The sequence below is a fragment of the Terriglobus roseus genome, from assembly GCF_900102185.1.
GTDB lineage: Bacteria > Acidobacteriota > Terriglobia > Terriglobales > Acidobacteriaceae > Terriglobus > Terriglobus roseus_A.
The window spans coordinates 417,882-432,654 of the sequence record NZ_LT629690.1 but is presented as its reverse complement, the minus strand read 5'-3'; the positions used below and the strand labels follow the sequence as shown (position 1 = coordinate 432,654).

Sequence of the window (14,773 nt, the reverse complement as noted above, 5' to 3'; positions counted from 1 at the left end):
TCAGGTCCGGGGCATTTTCGTGTTTCGTTGATCGTTACTTGCCGGTGAGGTTACCGGGCGAGGTCATGCACTGGAAGCCGATGCGGTTGTGGGCACCGTCGCAGAAGGGGCGCTTTTCGCTGGCGCCGCAACGGCAAAGGGATACGGCGGGCTTGCCGGTGAGATCCCATTCAGCGCCGTCGGCGTCGATGAGGCGGATGTGGCCTTCCACGCGGAGCGGGCCGTTGGGGCGGACGGTGATGGTTACAGGGGCCTGTTCAGACATGGGTGGATCTCCTTCGTTCTCTTCTGCGGGTACGGGTTCTCAATGGCCCCGCGGGTGCAGATGCCTTGGGCAGCATAGCAGAGGCGTAAGGATGACGCTTTGTCGCGGCGCCCAGGCCCGCCTTTTCGCGGACCTGGGACAGGCTATCGTGCGTACACGGATTCAGATGTCTGCGCGAACATCACAGAGCCCAAGCTCGGCGAAGAGTCCGGGCATCCCGATCGAAGGCGCAATCGGAGCGTGTCTGCAAGCTCCCTTACAACGCGTGCTTTCTCTGCGAGACTTGGCGCGAGCGCCTTGTCACGAGAGAGAAGATCGCTTTCCAGTAAGAGGCTGGTAATCGTGGATTGAAGTTCCTCGGAAACGGCTGCCGCGGCTTGTTTTCGGCCTACGGTTTCCGCTTGACGACGTCCTTCCAGAACACTTTGCAGGAGACGCACGACTCCTATTGCTCCCAGGCTGGCCAGGGGGATCTCCAGCGGGACAGCTCCATCCGCGTTCTGCCAAACAATGTCCGAGGTGGTTACCTCGGCATCAGGCAAGACGGAATCCAACAACAGCGCGGTGACTGGACCACGCCGCAGACGCGCCAACGCAGCGCGTCGGCTCCTGGCGATTTCAACGATTGCATCCGCTTCACGAGAGATCGCGCGAGCCAGGTTCTCGGCGCCCTCCATGGCGGTGACGATTAGTACTGTCTTCTCCATTTTCCGCCTCACATCTCGACGGTTTTAACGAAAATCGGGAAGAGAAAAAAGCAAAGCATCCAAGGTAGCCAGAACCGTACGACAAAAAAACAATTTGTTAGACGACATCCCCACAGTGCGCGCCGAAGCTAAAGCTTCGGTCATGCCCGATTAAATATCGGAGATACCGTATTCCTTGAGTTTGCGGTACAGGGTGGTTTTCCCAATACCAAGTAATTTTGCTGCCATGAGTTTGTCGCCGTGAAGCTGGCGAATTGTGTGAAGGATTGCCTCCCGTTCGAGCTCCGCAATGGAGACGATGGGATTCGAGGGACGGTCCGCAGCCGGAACCGAAGGTTGTAAGCGACGTTCATCCACGCGAGTGAGCGCAGCGGTGGAATCCGGAGTCGCCAACTGATGCATTTGCGTGGGTAGATCGCCCATGTAAAGAACGGGTCCACTGGAAAGAGCGCACGCACGTTCAATTGCGCTTTCCAGTTCGCGGACATTTCCGGGCCAGTCGTAAGAAGCGAGCACATCCATTGCTTCCGGTGAGAAGCGATAGATGATGGCACGCTCGCGACGCATGCGTTCGAGAAAGTATTCCAGCAGAAACGGAATATCTTCCCGGCGTTCCCTGAGAGCTGGAATGCGGAGACTGACAACGTTGAGCCGGTAGTACAGATCCTTTCGGAACTGTCCCTGTGCGACGAGTGTGGCCAGATCACGGCTGGAACCGGCCAACACCCGCACAGTGAGCGGTTTAGGCTGTGTTCCACCCGGGGGGATGATCTGCCGATCCTGTAAAACACGCATCAAGCGCGACTGCATATCCAACGGCATTTCACTGATGCCGTCGAGGAACAAGGTGCCGCCTTCTGGCAGAGCCAACAGAGGCTCCTGAGAACGGTCAAAACCTGTATAAGCACCGCGAGTGAAGCCGAAGAGTTCGCTTTCCAGAACCGCGGGCGCAAGCTGGCCGCACTCCAGAACGTGAAATCCCCGGGTAGCCAGCGGACCACTGCTATGGATGGCGCGCGCCACCGTTTCTTTGCCGGAACCGCTCTCGCCCAGGATGAGCACAGGATGATTTGCGTTTGCGACCTTGGAGATGATGCGGTAGAGCTTTTCCATCTCCGGGGAACGGCCGACGAGATTCCCGAATCCGGCCTGGGCGCGCAGATTTCCCTGAACGCGCTGGCCCTCCATTTCAAAGGACCGGCGTTGGCCGGCACGTTCCAAAACGTTGGTGAGTTCATCCATGGCGAACGGCTTAGTGAGGTAATCCGTGGCTCCCATACGCATGGCTTCCACTGCTGAGGACACCGTTGCAAAGGCCGTCATGATGACGACAGCCGTACGAGGGCGAGCATGGCGAATCTCTTCCAGCAGCGAGAGACCGCCACCGGGCATGCGGAGGTCCATCAGCACGACATCGATCGGATAGAGACGCATGACATCCCGCGCCTGCTGAGAACTGTTTGCGGCGTGGACGGAGAATCCCATGCCTGAGGCCACTTCACAACAGGCTTTGAGCACTGGAAGGTCATCATCGGCAACGAGAAGTTCGAGCTTGGGGTCAGCAGACGCAAGCTGAGAAATAGGCTCTCCCTCACCAGGACGGTCAGACGGCAATGTGGCCGTGCCGCTGGCGATATTCTTGCTGCCGGAAATTTTTGAGACGGACGTACTCGCAAGCCTTTCACCCGAAAGAGCGGGACGCGGGAAGGGATTCAAGGGTTTCAATGGTTGGGGCATCGTTCTTGGGGTTACTCAACTAACGTACTATTGCGACCTAAGTAATGCTCGCAAAAGTAACCGATAGCAGAACGATGGACACGTGGTAATTGTGGTTCTTTGAGGAAAAATATTCCCATTTTGGAACAAATACTGATGAAAACACGGTACATGACGTCATCGGTGATACTGGAGAGGATGAGAGAGAGCAAAGAAGTGATTTTTCGCAGTAACGATCGTGGCGCAGACGCGCTTCGCCCGACCCGGCTGGTCCGGGATTTCGTGGCAACGGCCGAAGGCTCGGTATTGATCGAGGTTGGGAACACCCGTGTTCTGTGCAATGCCACCGTGGAGCCGACGGTGCCCGGATGGCTCCGGAATAGCGGCAAGGGGTGGGTTACCGCCGAGTACAGCATGTTACCAAGGGCTACCCTGACCCGGACGCCGCGAGAGAGCGAACGCGGCAAGATTGGCGGCAGGACGCACGAGATTCAGCGGCTGATTGGGCGCTCCCTGCGGAGCGTGGTGGACCTGAAGGCTCTGGGTGAGCGGTCGATTGTGCTGGATTGCGACGTGATCCAGGCTGACGGCGGCACCCGTACCGCAGCGATTACAGGCGCCTGTGCGGCGCTGGCACTGGCGCTGAACCGGTTGGTGAAGGCAGGAACGCTGACAAAGTCGCCCATGCGGGAGCTGGTGGCGGCGACGTCTGTGGGTATCGTCGACGGGCAGGTTCTGCTGGATCTGGCGTATGAGGAAGATTCGCAGGCCGAAGTGGACATGAACGTGGTGATGACGGCCTCTGGCGGGCTGGTGGAGACACAGGCGACTGCTGAGAAGGTGCCGTATTCGCGCGCGCAGTTGGGCGAGATGTTGGACCTGGCAGAGAACGGCATCCGACAACTTATCCAGTTGCAGGAAGAACTACTGCAGGGCTAATGTGATCGCGCGTTTATCGGTTCGGGACGCGATGTAGCCGCGTTGAACCTTTCATGCGGTGTTCGCGCATCGATAGAATAATGAACCGATTCAAAAGGGAGGATGACAGTGGCAACGAAGCCAACACCGGGAAAGATCAAGGGATTGAAGGCTGTATCCGATGCGCGCGGCGTGATTGCCGCAGCTGCGATGGACCAGCGCGGATCGCTGCAGAAGTCGATTGGCGCAGCACGCGGTTCGGCGGCATCGGGCGATGATCTGGTCATCTTCAAGGAACTGGTAACGAAGACGCTGACGAAGTATGCGTCGGCGATTCTGCTGGATCCGGAGTATGGTCTGCCTGCGGCGCGCCAGCGTAACGACGCGGGTTTGCTACTGGCATACGAAAAGACCGGCTACGATGCGACCACGCCGGGCCGCTTGCCGGATCTGCTGGACCTGTGGAGCGTTCGCCGTCTGAAGGAAGCTGGCGCGGACTGCGTGAAGATTCTGCTGTACTACACTCCGTACGAAGACGCGACTGTGAACAACCTGAAGCAGGCGTGGATTGAGCGCATTGGCGATGAGTGCCGTTGGCACGACATTCCCTTCTTCCTGGAGCCGGTTGGTTATGACGAAGCCGGCAAGGGCGAGAAGACGCTGGAGTATGCGCGCAAGAAGCCTTCCGTTGTGACGAAGACAATGGAAGAGTTCACCAAGGATCGCTATGGTGTGGACGTGCTGAAGGTGGAAGTGCCCGTTGAGATGACGTTCGTGGAAGGCACGAAGGCGTTCAAAGGTGAGTCGGCTTACACGCGTGCACAAGCGTTGCAGTATTTCCGCGATGCCGAGACTGTTACCGACAAGCCGTTCATCTATCTTTCGGCTGGTGTGACCAATCCAATCTTCATTGAAACGCTGGCGCTGGCGGGTGAAAGCGGCACGAAGTTCAATGGCGTTCTGTGCGGTCGTGCGACGTGGTACGACGGCATCAAGATCTACGCGCAGCAGGGTGCGGCGGCCTTTGAAGCATGGCTGGACACCACGGGCGTGGAGAACATTCAGAATGTGAATGAGGCTCTTAAGGCGGCTTCGCCCTGGTACCTGAAGTATGGTGCTTCGTCGTTGGCTGAACTGTAGTTTTCTAACCAGCGTCGAACCAAAAGGACTGCCGATCGGCAGTCCTTTTTCGTGAGCAACATCGCTATTTTCATCGACACCATAGCTCGTCATGACGCAGGACCGGCTTTAGGCAATTCTTCATATGCTCTGGTACGGGAAGCGGATCGCCTGGTTTCCATAATCCAAGGCGCCGTTCTATCGCTAGCATTTCGGAATCAATGACTGAGAGTTGGTTGCCATCGTTGTAGCGAGTGGCGCTACCGTAGCGCAGAACCTGATGATACTCACCACCCATCCGTTGATTGACCACGATCCAGTAGCCATACGGAAGATGCTGTTGCGGCTCCGCGGATATTACGCTGCCTTGAAGTAGTCCGTGATCAACGAAGCGAACCTCTTCGTTGTTGTTGTGTCCTGTGCTCTTTTGATACACGCGCTGAAACATATCCTTCTCAGCGTCATAGGAGATCAATTGTGTAGAGACGATTTGATTTCCATTCCCGGCATTCAGGCTTCCGGTGACGATCAATAGAAGAGGAGCCGCCTGCAGTCCACTCGGATATACCAACTTTGCAATCTGCAGATAGTGCGGCTCCCACGCAATGGGATCGTCTGGCGTAGTGGTACGAAGCGGAGGTGTGACTAGGCCCGATACGCATGGTCCAGAAGATCCTTTGTGCAGACAAAGGGTCAATGCACCAGGCGCGTCGTTATCTCCGTAATCCTTTGTAGGCGGTCCTTCCGTCACGACCAACTGCCAAGCAGAAGGTGCGTGGAAAGGTTGCTGGAGATCGAGCTTTTTGCTCTGAGGGGGAGTTTGCGCAGCCAAGAAACCTATGGGTGAAATTGTCACGGATGCGAACGCCACCAGCATCGATATCCTCACGGCCGAGTTAGAGCTTCGCACTGACAAACCTCAAATTTAAATCCTGAAAAAATCTAACAAATCGCATGAGGTTCCCGAATAGGGAAATAGATTCATTCACGTCGCGCGGTGGTCTTTTCCTTTTAGGGGTGGTGCAGTTAGACTCGGCGCTATGCTTTCGCTTCGATTTGCTGTTCCTGCGGCCATGCTCATGGCTGCTGCTTCCCTTTCTGCCCAGTACACCGTAAAGCGCATGGTATTTCAGGGTGGCGCTCCCTATACGCAGAAGCAGCTTGAGGCTGCGAGTGGTTTGGCTCCTGGACAGAAGATTGGCCAGAAAGAGATGAGTGACGCCGCGCAGCACATTATGGACAGTGGTGCGTTTGGCGATATTGAAATGTCGTTGAATGGGGCGGCCAGCGGCATTGATGTGATCTTCAAACTGAAGCCTGCTGATCCTGCGACGATGCTGCCCGTTTCATTTGAAAACATTGCATGGCTGACACCGGAAGAACGTGAAGCCGGATTGAAGCAGCGCGTACCTCTCTATGCAGACAAGCTGCCCGCTGCAGGATACCTGCAACAGCAGGTGCAAGACGCGTTGCAGGAGATGGTGAAGGCTAAAGGTGTGAATGCCAAGGTGGAGGGCTTTCAAAAGCCTTCTACGCCGGAACGTCCAACAGCCGCCGTGGCCTTCCGCGTGACCGAGCCGCGACTGGTTTTGAGCAATGTGAAGCTGACCGGTGTGAGTGCCGATCTGGCTCCGGGGGAACGGAAGTCGATTGGACAACTCGTGGGCACGCTGTTCAATGAAGGCATTGATAGCCATCTTTCAGACACGCTATTAAGCGCTTATCGCAATGCGGGTTATGTGGATGCGAAGTTGGACAATGTAAGCCGCACGGTTGCAGATGGCGCGACTGGTTCGGCGAACGTTACTGTTGCTGCGCAGGTTGTTCCCGGAGAACCGTACCGTGTGGCTTCGATTACATGGCCTGGAACTGCACTGTTCTCTGCGGATGATTTCGCGAAGGGCAACAAGGTGCATGCGGGCGATACGGTATCCGTGGCTGCGTTGCGTGAGAGCTATCAGCCGATTCTTGATGCTTACCATCGGCAGGGGTATGTTGATGCCGCGATAGTGCCTGCGTTAAAAGCAGACACGGCGAACCATACGGTGGCTTACGACCTGACGATTTCGCCCGGTCAGGTTTATCATGTGGACAGTGTTCACATTACGGGTTTGTCGGGGCAGGCACAGAAAGACTTTGACGCAAACTGGAAGTTGAAAGCAGGGGCTGTGTGGGATTCCGTCTATGCGGAGAAGTTCCTGCAGAACAATACGGCGCTGCGGTCACTGGCTCCGTACACGGCAAAGTTTGATTCTGTGGCGCATCCAGAGACACACACGGTGAATGTGACGATTACTTTTTTCGCAAACAACAAGTAGAGGCCACATGGGGAAAGTTCGGATTGCGGGGTTTTCGGTTTCGCTGGATGGATTTGGTGCGGGTATTGAGCAGAGTTTGAATGATCCGCTGGGCAAGCGTGGGCCGGAGTTGATGCAGTGGTTCTTTCCTACGAAGGCGTTTCGTGCCATGCAGGGGCAAGATGTTAGCGGCGAGGATACTGCGGATGACATCTTTGCTCGTCGTGCGATGGAAGGAAATGGTGCGTGGATACTGGGCCGCAATATGTTTGGGCCGGTGCGTGGGCCATGGCCGGACGATAGCTGGAAGGGGTGGTGGGGTGAGGAGCCGCCTTATCACGTGCCTACCTTTGTGCTGACTCATCATGCGCGTGATCCGATTATGATGAAGGGTGGGACGACCTTCTACTTTGTGACGGATGGCATTGGATCGGCGTTGGAGAAGGCGAAACAGGCCGCAGGCGACAAACATGTTCGCATTGGCGGTGGTGTTTCGACTGCTCGGCAGTATCTGCAGGCGGGACTTGTGGACAGTGTCCACCTGGCGATGGCTCCGGTGATGCTTGGGCGTGGCGAGAACCTGTTGGCAGGACTGGATCTGCCTTCGCTGGGATTCAGTGTGAAAGAACATGTGGCGACCGAGGCCGCCACACATGTGGTTCTGGAACGCTAGCGACTATTTGCCGATGCGCTGTGGCGGCGTGCCGTTCCATGACCATGCATCGATCTTCCAACCTGCGGGTCCGCGGTGGAGGACGACGGTCATGGTTGCGGGTTCATGCATGGGTACGCCCTTTTCCTTCCATGTGTACTCGACCGGAACAACTGCATAGGCGCGGTTACCAGAGACATTGAGCACCTGCGGCTTACGCAGTGCCACTGCATTTTCACTCTCACCCTTCGTCTTGCCGACGTTGTCCAACACGGCGAGCCATGCGTCGAGCGCTCCTTTGCCCTGCCAGATGTACGGCGCATCCTCGTCAATGATCGTGACGCCGTCAGCTGCATGGACGGCATGCACCGTAGCCATATCGCCCTTGTTGAAGGCGTTGACGAAGGTGTTGAGCGTGGCCATGGGTGTGGCGGAGGCTGCCGTCTGAGCAGCTGCGCAGACGGGCGTGAGCAAGGCAGCTGCGAGCAAAAGAGATTTCATGGAAGGAGGCTCCTGAATGAGTCAGGAGTCTATCGGTCGAGGGTTGGCAAGTCCAGTGAAAACACATCTCTTGCGTGCTGGCTATCGCTAAATGAAAATCCCGTCCGCGACATTGTCACGGACGGGACACACACTTAAGCAGTACGACGTATTACTCCCACTCGATGGTGCCGGGTGGCTTTGAGGTGATGTCGTAGACGACGCGGTTGATGCCGCGGACTTCGTTCACGATGCGGCTGCTGATGGTCTTGAGGACTTCGTAAGGCAGCGGCACCCAGTCGGCGGTCATGCCGTCGTCGCTGTGCACCGCGCGGACGGCGCAGGTGTAAGCGTAGGTGCGCTGGTCGCCCATGACGCCGACGGACTTGACGGGTAACAGGACCGCGAAGCTCTGCCAGATCTGCTTGTAGAGGCCTGCCTTCTTGATTTCGCTGACTACGATGTCGTCTGCGTTCTGCAGGATTTCAACGCGCTCTGGTGTGATTTCGCCGACGATGCGAACGGCGAGTCCGGGGCCGGGGAAGGGCTGGCGTTCGAGTACTTCCTCGGGCATGCCGAGGTCGCGACCGACGCGGCGCACTTCGTCTTTGAAGAGGTCGCGCAGAGGCTCAATGAGCTTGAGCTTCATGTTCTCAGGCAGGCCGCCCACGTTGTGGTGGCTCTTGATGGTCTGCGACGGGCCTTTGACGCTGGAGGATTCGATAACGTCAGGATAGAGCGTGCCCTGCACGAGCCATGCAATCTCATTGCCTGCGGCGTCGTGCTGCAGTTCGCCGTTCTTTTCCTGATCGGCGAGGATGCGTGCGGCTTCGTCGTCGAACACGGTGATGAATTCGCGGCCGATGATCTTGCGCTTGGTCTCAGGATCGGTGATGCCGCCGAGCTGCGAGAGGAATCGCTTGGATGCGTCGACCGCAACAACCTTGAGGCCGAGCTTCTTGCGCATGTTGTTCTGCACCTGCTCGAACTCGTTTTTGCGGAGCACGCCGTTGTTGACGAAGATGCAGGTGAGACGATCGCCGATGGCGCGCGAGACGAGCACTGCTGCAACAGCGGAATCGACACCGCCGGAGAGCGCGCAGATGGCGTGTCCGTCGCCGACCTGCTTCTTGATGGCTTCGACGGTGGAGGTGATGAAGTGTGCCGGTGTCCAGTCTGCCTTGGCGCCGCAGATGTTGAGCACGAAGTTCTTCAACAGCTCAGTTCCCTGCTTGGAGTGTGCGACTTCCGGGTGCCACTGCACCGCGTACATGTTGCGCTTCTCGTCTGCAATGGAAGAGATGGCGTTGTGCGTTTCGCCTGCGATGACGAAGCCTGCGGGGAGTTCGACGACGCTGTCGCCGTGGCTCATCCAGACATCAAGCTTTGCAGGCAGACCGGCGAAGAGCTTGTTGGTCTTCTTAACGTCGACAACAGCGTCGCCGTATTCGCGCTTGTCTGCAGGCGTTACCTTGCCGCCGAGATGATGCGCCATGAACTGCATGCCGTAGCAGATGCCGAGGGTTGGCAGGCCGAACTTCAGGACTGCGGGGTCAGCCTTGGGCGCGTCCGCGTCGTATACGGAGCTGGGGCCGCCGGAAAGGATGATGCCGATGGGGTTCTGCGCGCGAATGCTTTCAAGCGAAGCTGTGCAAGGCAGAACGACGGAAAAAACATTGAATTCGCGTACACGACGAGCGATGAGCTGCGTGTATTGCGCGCCAAAATCCAGAATGACAATGGTTGAACTGTCCACAGGCTGATTGTAACTTCCGCGGGTTACAGACGTGCCTGTGAATCTTCGCCGGGAGTTCGCTATTCGGATTTGTCCTTCTGGCGGGTGTTTGCGACACCGGTAACGATGCCTGCGCCGAGAAGGACGATGACCAGACCGGCGATCCAATGCTGCGGAACGTGCGCCAGGTGCAGCAGATAGGCTGCGCCGATGATGATAACGATGTAGCCGAAGACGTAAAGTCCAAAGGACATAGCCGTAATTCCTCCGCAAAACGTAACGGAAGCTGTGATGCGTGGAATGTCGGGAATGTTACTCGGAAATCTGAGTGGATTGCGGGCGGATGAGCTGGAGGTAACCTGCGAGGCGCGCTACGTGGAAGTAGTCCGACGCGATGAAGTACCAGACGGTGACACCGCAGTTCCAGTAGAAGAGGAACTGGTCTGTTAGTTCGGTCTGGAATGGGAGCGGGCAGGCTGAGAAGACCACGGCGAGGATGAGCAGTGCGATCTTTACGATGCCGAGAACGAGGTTGATCTCGATCAATCCGCTACGCAGGCCGCCGGTGCGGATAGCTTGCGTGATGCTGGCGCCTACGCTGCTGCGATGGATTGCGGAGAGCAGTGGCGCGAGGCTGAAAATCCAGCCGATGAGTGCTGAGACGACGAACAGGCTGAGCGTGAGAAAGATAACCCCACCCACGTAAGCCATGATGATGGGTTCGCCGCCGCTGGCGATGGGATTCACAATGGTCCAGCGGCCGAGTGCCTGCACGCCGAAGAACCATGCGGTAAACAACGCAGCGAGCGGCAGGATGCGCAGGAGTTGCAACGCGACCATGACACCGATGCGCGGTTGCAATGTGGAGTCGATGCGGCGGAGAACGATGGTGCGTCCGATGCCGGAGACGATAGCCCATACGACGAGCATTACCGGCGCGAGCCACGATGCGACGTGCAGCAGACCGGGGAGGACGATGGCTGCAAAGTCTGCGATGGTGGCGGAGGCCTTCATGGGGTCGGTGAGGAGTTGATTCACCGTGAGGGCTTCAATGTTGGTGGCTTGCCACGGCACCGATGCGAAGACTTTGGACGCCTGCAGGTAAACGATGGCGATGGCGGGGATGCCGAAGAGCCATCGCCAAGTGAGTTCCAGCAGCACCCACGAAGGATGGTTGCGCACCTGTGTGAGTGTGGCGACGAATCCCTGCGTGGCGCGCTGCTGTTCCTTAACCAAACGAACTATCCCTTCACAACGAGGTTGACCATCTTGCCGGGAACGAAGATCTCCTTGACGATGGTCTTGCCTGCGATACGTGCGGCCACCTTCTCATCGGCCTTTGCTGCGGCCTTGATGGTGTCGGCGTCCGCGGCTGCGTCAACCTTGATGACGTTGACGAGTTTGCCGTTGACCTGCACGGGGATTTCGATTTCGTCTTCGCGCGCGAGTTCCTCATCTGCGATGGGCCAGGGCTGACGGAAGACGATGCCGGTGTGACCAAGCTCCGTCCACAGTTCCTGCGAGAGGAATGGCGCGAACGGTGCGAGCAACAGCACGAGACCGCGGAAGACTTCGCGGATGGTTGCGGGCGAGATGTCGCCTGCGTCCATCTTCGCTTCGCTGGCGGAGATTTCATTCACCAGCATCATCACGGAAGCGATGCAGGTGTTGAAGTGCCAGCGACCGCTGAAGTCCAGCGTGATCTTTGCGATGGTCTGATGCAATGTGCGCAGCAGGTGCTGACCGTCGACGCTTAGGCCTTCGAGGGTCTGCGTGTGTTCCGTTGCGCGATGCAGCGCGGCGTACTTAGTGGTGAGGCGATGCACGCGCGAGAGGAAGCGATAGACACCGGCGACGCCTTCTTCCTGCCATTCCAGATCACGATCTGGCGGTGCAGCGAAGAGTGCGTACATACGCGTTGCGTCTGCGCCGTACTTGGCGATCATGTCGTCGGGCGAGACAACGTTGCCCTTGGACTTGGACATCTTCGCGCCATTCTTGATGACCATGCCCTGCGTGAAGAGGCGCGTTGCGGGCTCACTGTTCTTGATGAGGCCAATGTCGCGCATGACCTTTGTCCAGTAGCGCGAGTAGATCAGGTGCAGGATCGCGTGCTCGACACCGCCGATGTACTGGTCGATGGGGAACCAGTAGTTTGCGGCTTCGCTGGCGAAGGGCGCGGTGTTGTTGCGCGCGTCGGTGTAGCGATAGAAGTACCAGGACGAATCGACGAAGGTATCCATGGTGTCTGTTTCGCGACGCGCGGGACCGTCGCAGTTCGGACACGTCGTGTTGACAAAGTCTTCCGCGCGCGAGAGCGGTGAGCCATCGACGACTGCGAGGTCAACGTTCTCTGGCAACAGTACGGGCAACTGGTCTTCCGGCACTGGCTGCATGCCGCACTTGTCGCAGTAGACGACAGGGATGGGCGTGCCCCAATAACGCTGGCGCGAAACGCCCCAGTCCTTCAAGCGATATGTGGTGGTCTTCTTGCCGAAGCCGTTCTTCTCTGCGAAGGACGACATCTTGTCCTGCGCTTCAAGCACGGCTTCGCCGGTCCATTCGCCGCTGTCGATCAGCACTGACTCTGCCTTGTCCGTGTAGGGCAACGGCAGGTCGTTGGTGTCGAGGTTGGGCGCGATGACTCGCTTGATGGGTAGGCCGTACTTCGTTGCGAACTCGAAGTCGCGTTCGTCGTGCGCGGGCACGCTCATGACTGCGCCTGTGCCGTAGCCGGAGAGAACGTAGTTGGCGATCCACACTGGCAGCTTTTCGCCGTTGAAGTGGTTAATGACGAAACGGCCTGTGGGCACGCCGTGCTTGGGCAGTTCGCCCAGCATGTCGGTGTCGCGCGCGGTCTTCTGCTCGGCGAGCATCTTGTCGACTTCAACGGACAGTTCTGCATCCCCGCCAGCCCAGTGCTGGACGATGGGATGGTCCGGTGCAAGCTGCAAGGACGACGCGCCGAAGATGGTATCAATGCGCGTGGTGAAGACCGTGATGGTCATTTCGTCGGTGCAGCCGTCCACGGCGAATGTGACTTCAGCACCTTCGCTGCGGCCGATCCAGTTGCGCTGCATGACGCGCACCTTCTCAGGCCAACCTTCCAAATTGTCGAGGCCGTCGAGCAGTTCGTCCGCGTAGTTGGTGATGCGGAAGAACCACTGCGTGAGGTCGCGCTGTTCCACCAGCGTATCTTCATGGCGCCAGCAGCAGCCTGCGATGACCTGCTCGTTGGCGAGCACCGTGTTGCAGTTGGGGCACCAGTTGACCTTGCTCTTGCGGCGGAAGGCGAGATCGCGCTTCAGCATTTCCAGGAACAGCCACTGATTCCAGCGATAGTACTCAGGCAGGCAGGTGGTGACTTCGCGCGACCAGTCGTACGACAGGCCCATGCGCTGCATCTGCTTGCGCATTTCGGCGATGTTGCTCAGCGTCCACTCGCGCGGTGCGGTGTTGTTCTTGATGGCGGCGTTTTCAGCGGGCAGGCCGAAGCTGTCCCACCCCATGGGGTGAAGGACATTGAAGCCGTTCATCCACTGGTAGCGCGCGAGGGCGTCGCCGATGGAGTAATTGCGGACGTGGCCCATGTGCAGCTTGCCGGAGGGATACGGCAGCATTTCCAGCACGTAATACTTCGGCTTTTTGCTGGTGGCGATGGGGTCAGCCGCGTACAGCGATGGGTCAGCGTCCCAGATGGCCTGCAGGCGCGGCTCAATCTCGTTGGGCTGATAACGCTTTGGTTCTTCAGTGGCCGGATTGTTCGGATCGACGATCTGTTCGGAAGACATGCACCTTTTATTGTAGGCCGCGCCGGTGTTGGATGAAACACCGGCGCGGCGAGGTGCGATTTACGCTGCCGTAACTGCGAATGCGCGTGTTGAAGGGCGCAATAAAGCTCGCGGCACTTTGTGGGCGTCGCGGCGGAGGAGCTTCTTGCCGCGCATCAGATGGCCTTCCACGCTTCGTGGCGTGGCTCCGCGACGGGCTGCGATGGTTTCCACGGAGAGTTCGTCAAAGTAGCGCATGCGAAGGACCGCCTGGGTTCCTGCGGGTAAACGTTCCATGCGCAAGAGAAGGATGCTGTGGTCTTCATTGCGGAGGAGTGCGCGCTCTGGGGTTTCCATGTGGTCGGCACGCTGCATTTCAAACTCCGAGAGCAGCAGCGGGTCTTCATCAATGGACGCGGCGAGACGCACCTTCTGCGAACGCAGCAGGGCCAGCGATTTGTTGATGACGATGCTAGTGAACCAGGTCTTCCACTGCGCGTCTTCACGGAAGCCGTCGAGCGCTTTCCATGCGGAATAAAAGGCGTTCTGCAGGGTGTCTTCCGCGTCGTGCTCGTTATGCAGGATGCGGTGGGCGATGCGCAGAAAGTAATTGCGATGATCCACGACGAGTTGCAGGAGGCGCTGTTGGCGCTCTGATGTGGTGGGGCAGGCAGATGTCATGGCGAAACTCTCCGTTGGGTGCCAAACAAGAAGGGACTGCGCGCAAACAAAGCTGCGCGAGGGCTTCAGGCGACGGAGAATGCTGGGGGTGGCCGGAAAAGGAGTGGTGGAGGCCACAGGCCGGGCGATGCGGGTAGGACTGAATCGATGTGCTGCCGAACCGGCGTTATATGGGGCTGGGGAGCCTCCATTGCGATGGTCAGGTCAAGGGCAGGAGATTCCTCTGCCTGCGCGACTTCTGCGGCGACCTTTTCCACGCGTTCACGCTGCGACAGGGACGCCACCGTACCGCCGGCGCGGGCATTCAGCCTGCCGGGGATATGGTTGAACTTGAGCGTGTAGGTGGATTGGACCGTGAACATGCCGAACAGGCCTGTGAGTGCCAGCAGGAACCAGAAGCATCGCGCTTTTGCCCGGGTGGAGACCATGTCCT

General features: G+C 58.1%; 15 protein-coding genes. 4 read left to right on the top strand and 11 right to left on the bottom strand.

The window, feature by feature from the left end:
• Positions 1–34 precede the first annotated feature (34 nt).
• From BLT38_RS02020 to BLT38_RS02010, 3 genes are all read right to left on the bottom strand, one after another.
• A complete protein-coding gene (locus tag BLT38_RS02020; RefSeq protein WP_083343676.1) occupies positions 35–265 on the bottom strand; it encodes a CDGSH iron-sulfur domain-containing protein in 231 nt (76 codons plus the stop codon).
• 143 nt (positions 266–408) lie between these two features.
• Positions 409–972, bottom strand: coding sequence for a hypothetical protein (locus BLT38_RS02015; protein ID WP_083343675.1), 564 nt, complete (start codon positions 970–972; stop codon positions 409–411).
• A gap of 150 nt (positions 973–1,122) precedes the next feature.
• Entirely contained in the window at positions 1,123–2,697 is a 1,575-nt protein-coding gene (locus BLT38_RS02010; RefSeq protein WP_231966690.1) for a sigma-54-dependent transcriptional regulator, read from the bottom strand.
• A gap of 189 nt (positions 2,698–2,886) precedes the next feature.
• On the opposite strand from BLT38_RS02010, the gene rph reads away from it, so the two are divergent.
• Positions 2,887–3,627: a ribonuclease PH gene (gene rph / locus BLT38_RS02005; protein WP_156784978.1), complete on the top strand. Its 741-nt coding sequence runs from the start codon at positions 2,887–2,889 to the stop codon at positions 3,625–3,627.
• Positions 3,628–3,735: 108 nt separating this feature from the next.
• Positions 3,736–4,746 carry a tagatose 1,6-diphosphate aldolase gene (locus BLT38_RS02000; RefSeq protein WP_419865731.1) on the top strand — a complete coding sequence of 337 codons (1,011 nt, stop codon included), beginning with the start codon at positions 3,736–3,738 and terminating at the stop codon, positions 4,744–4,746.
• Between the two features lie 70 nt (positions 4,747–4,816).
• Here the strand turns inward: BLT38_RS02000 and BLT38_RS01995 are convergent, their stop codons facing one another.
• Positions 4,817–5,476, bottom strand: coding sequence for a hypothetical protein (locus BLT38_RS01995; protein WP_156784977.1), 660 nt, complete (start codon positions 5,474–5,476; stop codon positions 4,817–4,819).
• A gap of 289 nt (positions 5,477–5,765) precedes the next feature.
• Between BLT38_RS01995 and BLT38_RS01990 the strand changes: the two genes are divergently transcribed.
• Positions 5,766–7,043 carry a POTRA domain-containing protein gene (locus BLT38_RS01990; RefSeq protein WP_083343670.1) on the top strand — a complete coding sequence of 426 codons (1,278 nt, stop codon included), beginning with the start codon at positions 5,766–5,768 and terminating at the stop codon, positions 7,041–7,043.
• Between the two features lie 7 nt (positions 7,044–7,050).
• Entirely contained in the window at positions 7,051–7,695 is a 645-nt protein-coding gene (locus BLT38_RS01985) for a dihydrofolate reductase family protein (RefSeq protein WP_083343669.1), read from the top strand.
• 3 nt (positions 7,696–7,698) lie between these two features.
• Here BLT38_RS01985 and BLT38_RS01980 read toward each other — a convergent pair whose 3' ends face one another.
• The 7 genes from BLT38_RS01980 to BLT38_RS01955 form a co-directional block, all read right to left on the bottom strand.
• Positions 7,699–8,175 (bottom strand): YybH family protein, encoded by a 477-nt coding sequence (locus BLT38_RS01980; protein WP_083343668.1) that lies wholly within the window; start codon positions 8,173–8,175, stop codon positions 7,699–7,701.
• Positions 8,176–8,326: 151 nt separating this feature from the next.
• Positions 8,327–9,910 (bottom strand): glutamine-hydrolyzing GMP synthase, encoded by a 1,584-nt coding sequence (gene guaA, locus BLT38_RS01975; protein ID WP_083343667.1) that lies wholly within the window; start codon positions 9,908–9,910, stop codon positions 8,327–8,329.
• A 59-nt stretch (positions 9,911–9,969) separates the two neighbouring features.
• Positions 9,970–10,143: a hypothetical protein gene (locus BLT38_RS20640; protein WP_172838110.1), complete on the bottom strand. Its 174-nt coding sequence runs from the start codon at positions 10,141–10,143 to the stop codon at positions 9,970–9,972.
• A 58-nt stretch (positions 10,144–10,201) separates the two neighbouring features.
• Entirely contained in the window at positions 10,202–11,125 is a 924-nt protein-coding gene (locus BLT38_RS01970) for a hypothetical protein (RefSeq protein WP_156784976.1), read from the bottom strand.
• A 5-nt stretch (positions 11,126–11,130) separates the two neighbouring features.
• A complete protein-coding gene (gene leuS / locus BLT38_RS01965; protein ID WP_083343665.1) occupies positions 11,131–13,680 on the bottom strand; it encodes a leucine--tRNA ligase in 2,550 nt (849 codons plus the stop codon).
• A gap of 60 nt (positions 13,681–13,740) precedes the next feature.
• Positions 13,741–14,340: an RNA polymerase sigma factor gene (locus BLT38_RS01960; RefSeq protein ID WP_083343664.1), complete on the bottom strand. Its 600-nt coding sequence runs from the start codon at positions 14,338–14,340 to the stop codon at positions 13,741–13,743.
• 65 nt (positions 14,341–14,405) lie between these two features.
• On the bottom strand, positions 14,406–14,768 hold the full coding sequence (locus tag BLT38_RS01955; RefSeq protein WP_083343663.1) for a hypothetical protein: 363 nt from the start codon (positions 14,766–14,768) through the stop codon (positions 14,406–14,408).
• Positions 14,769–14,773 lie beyond the last annotated feature (5 nt).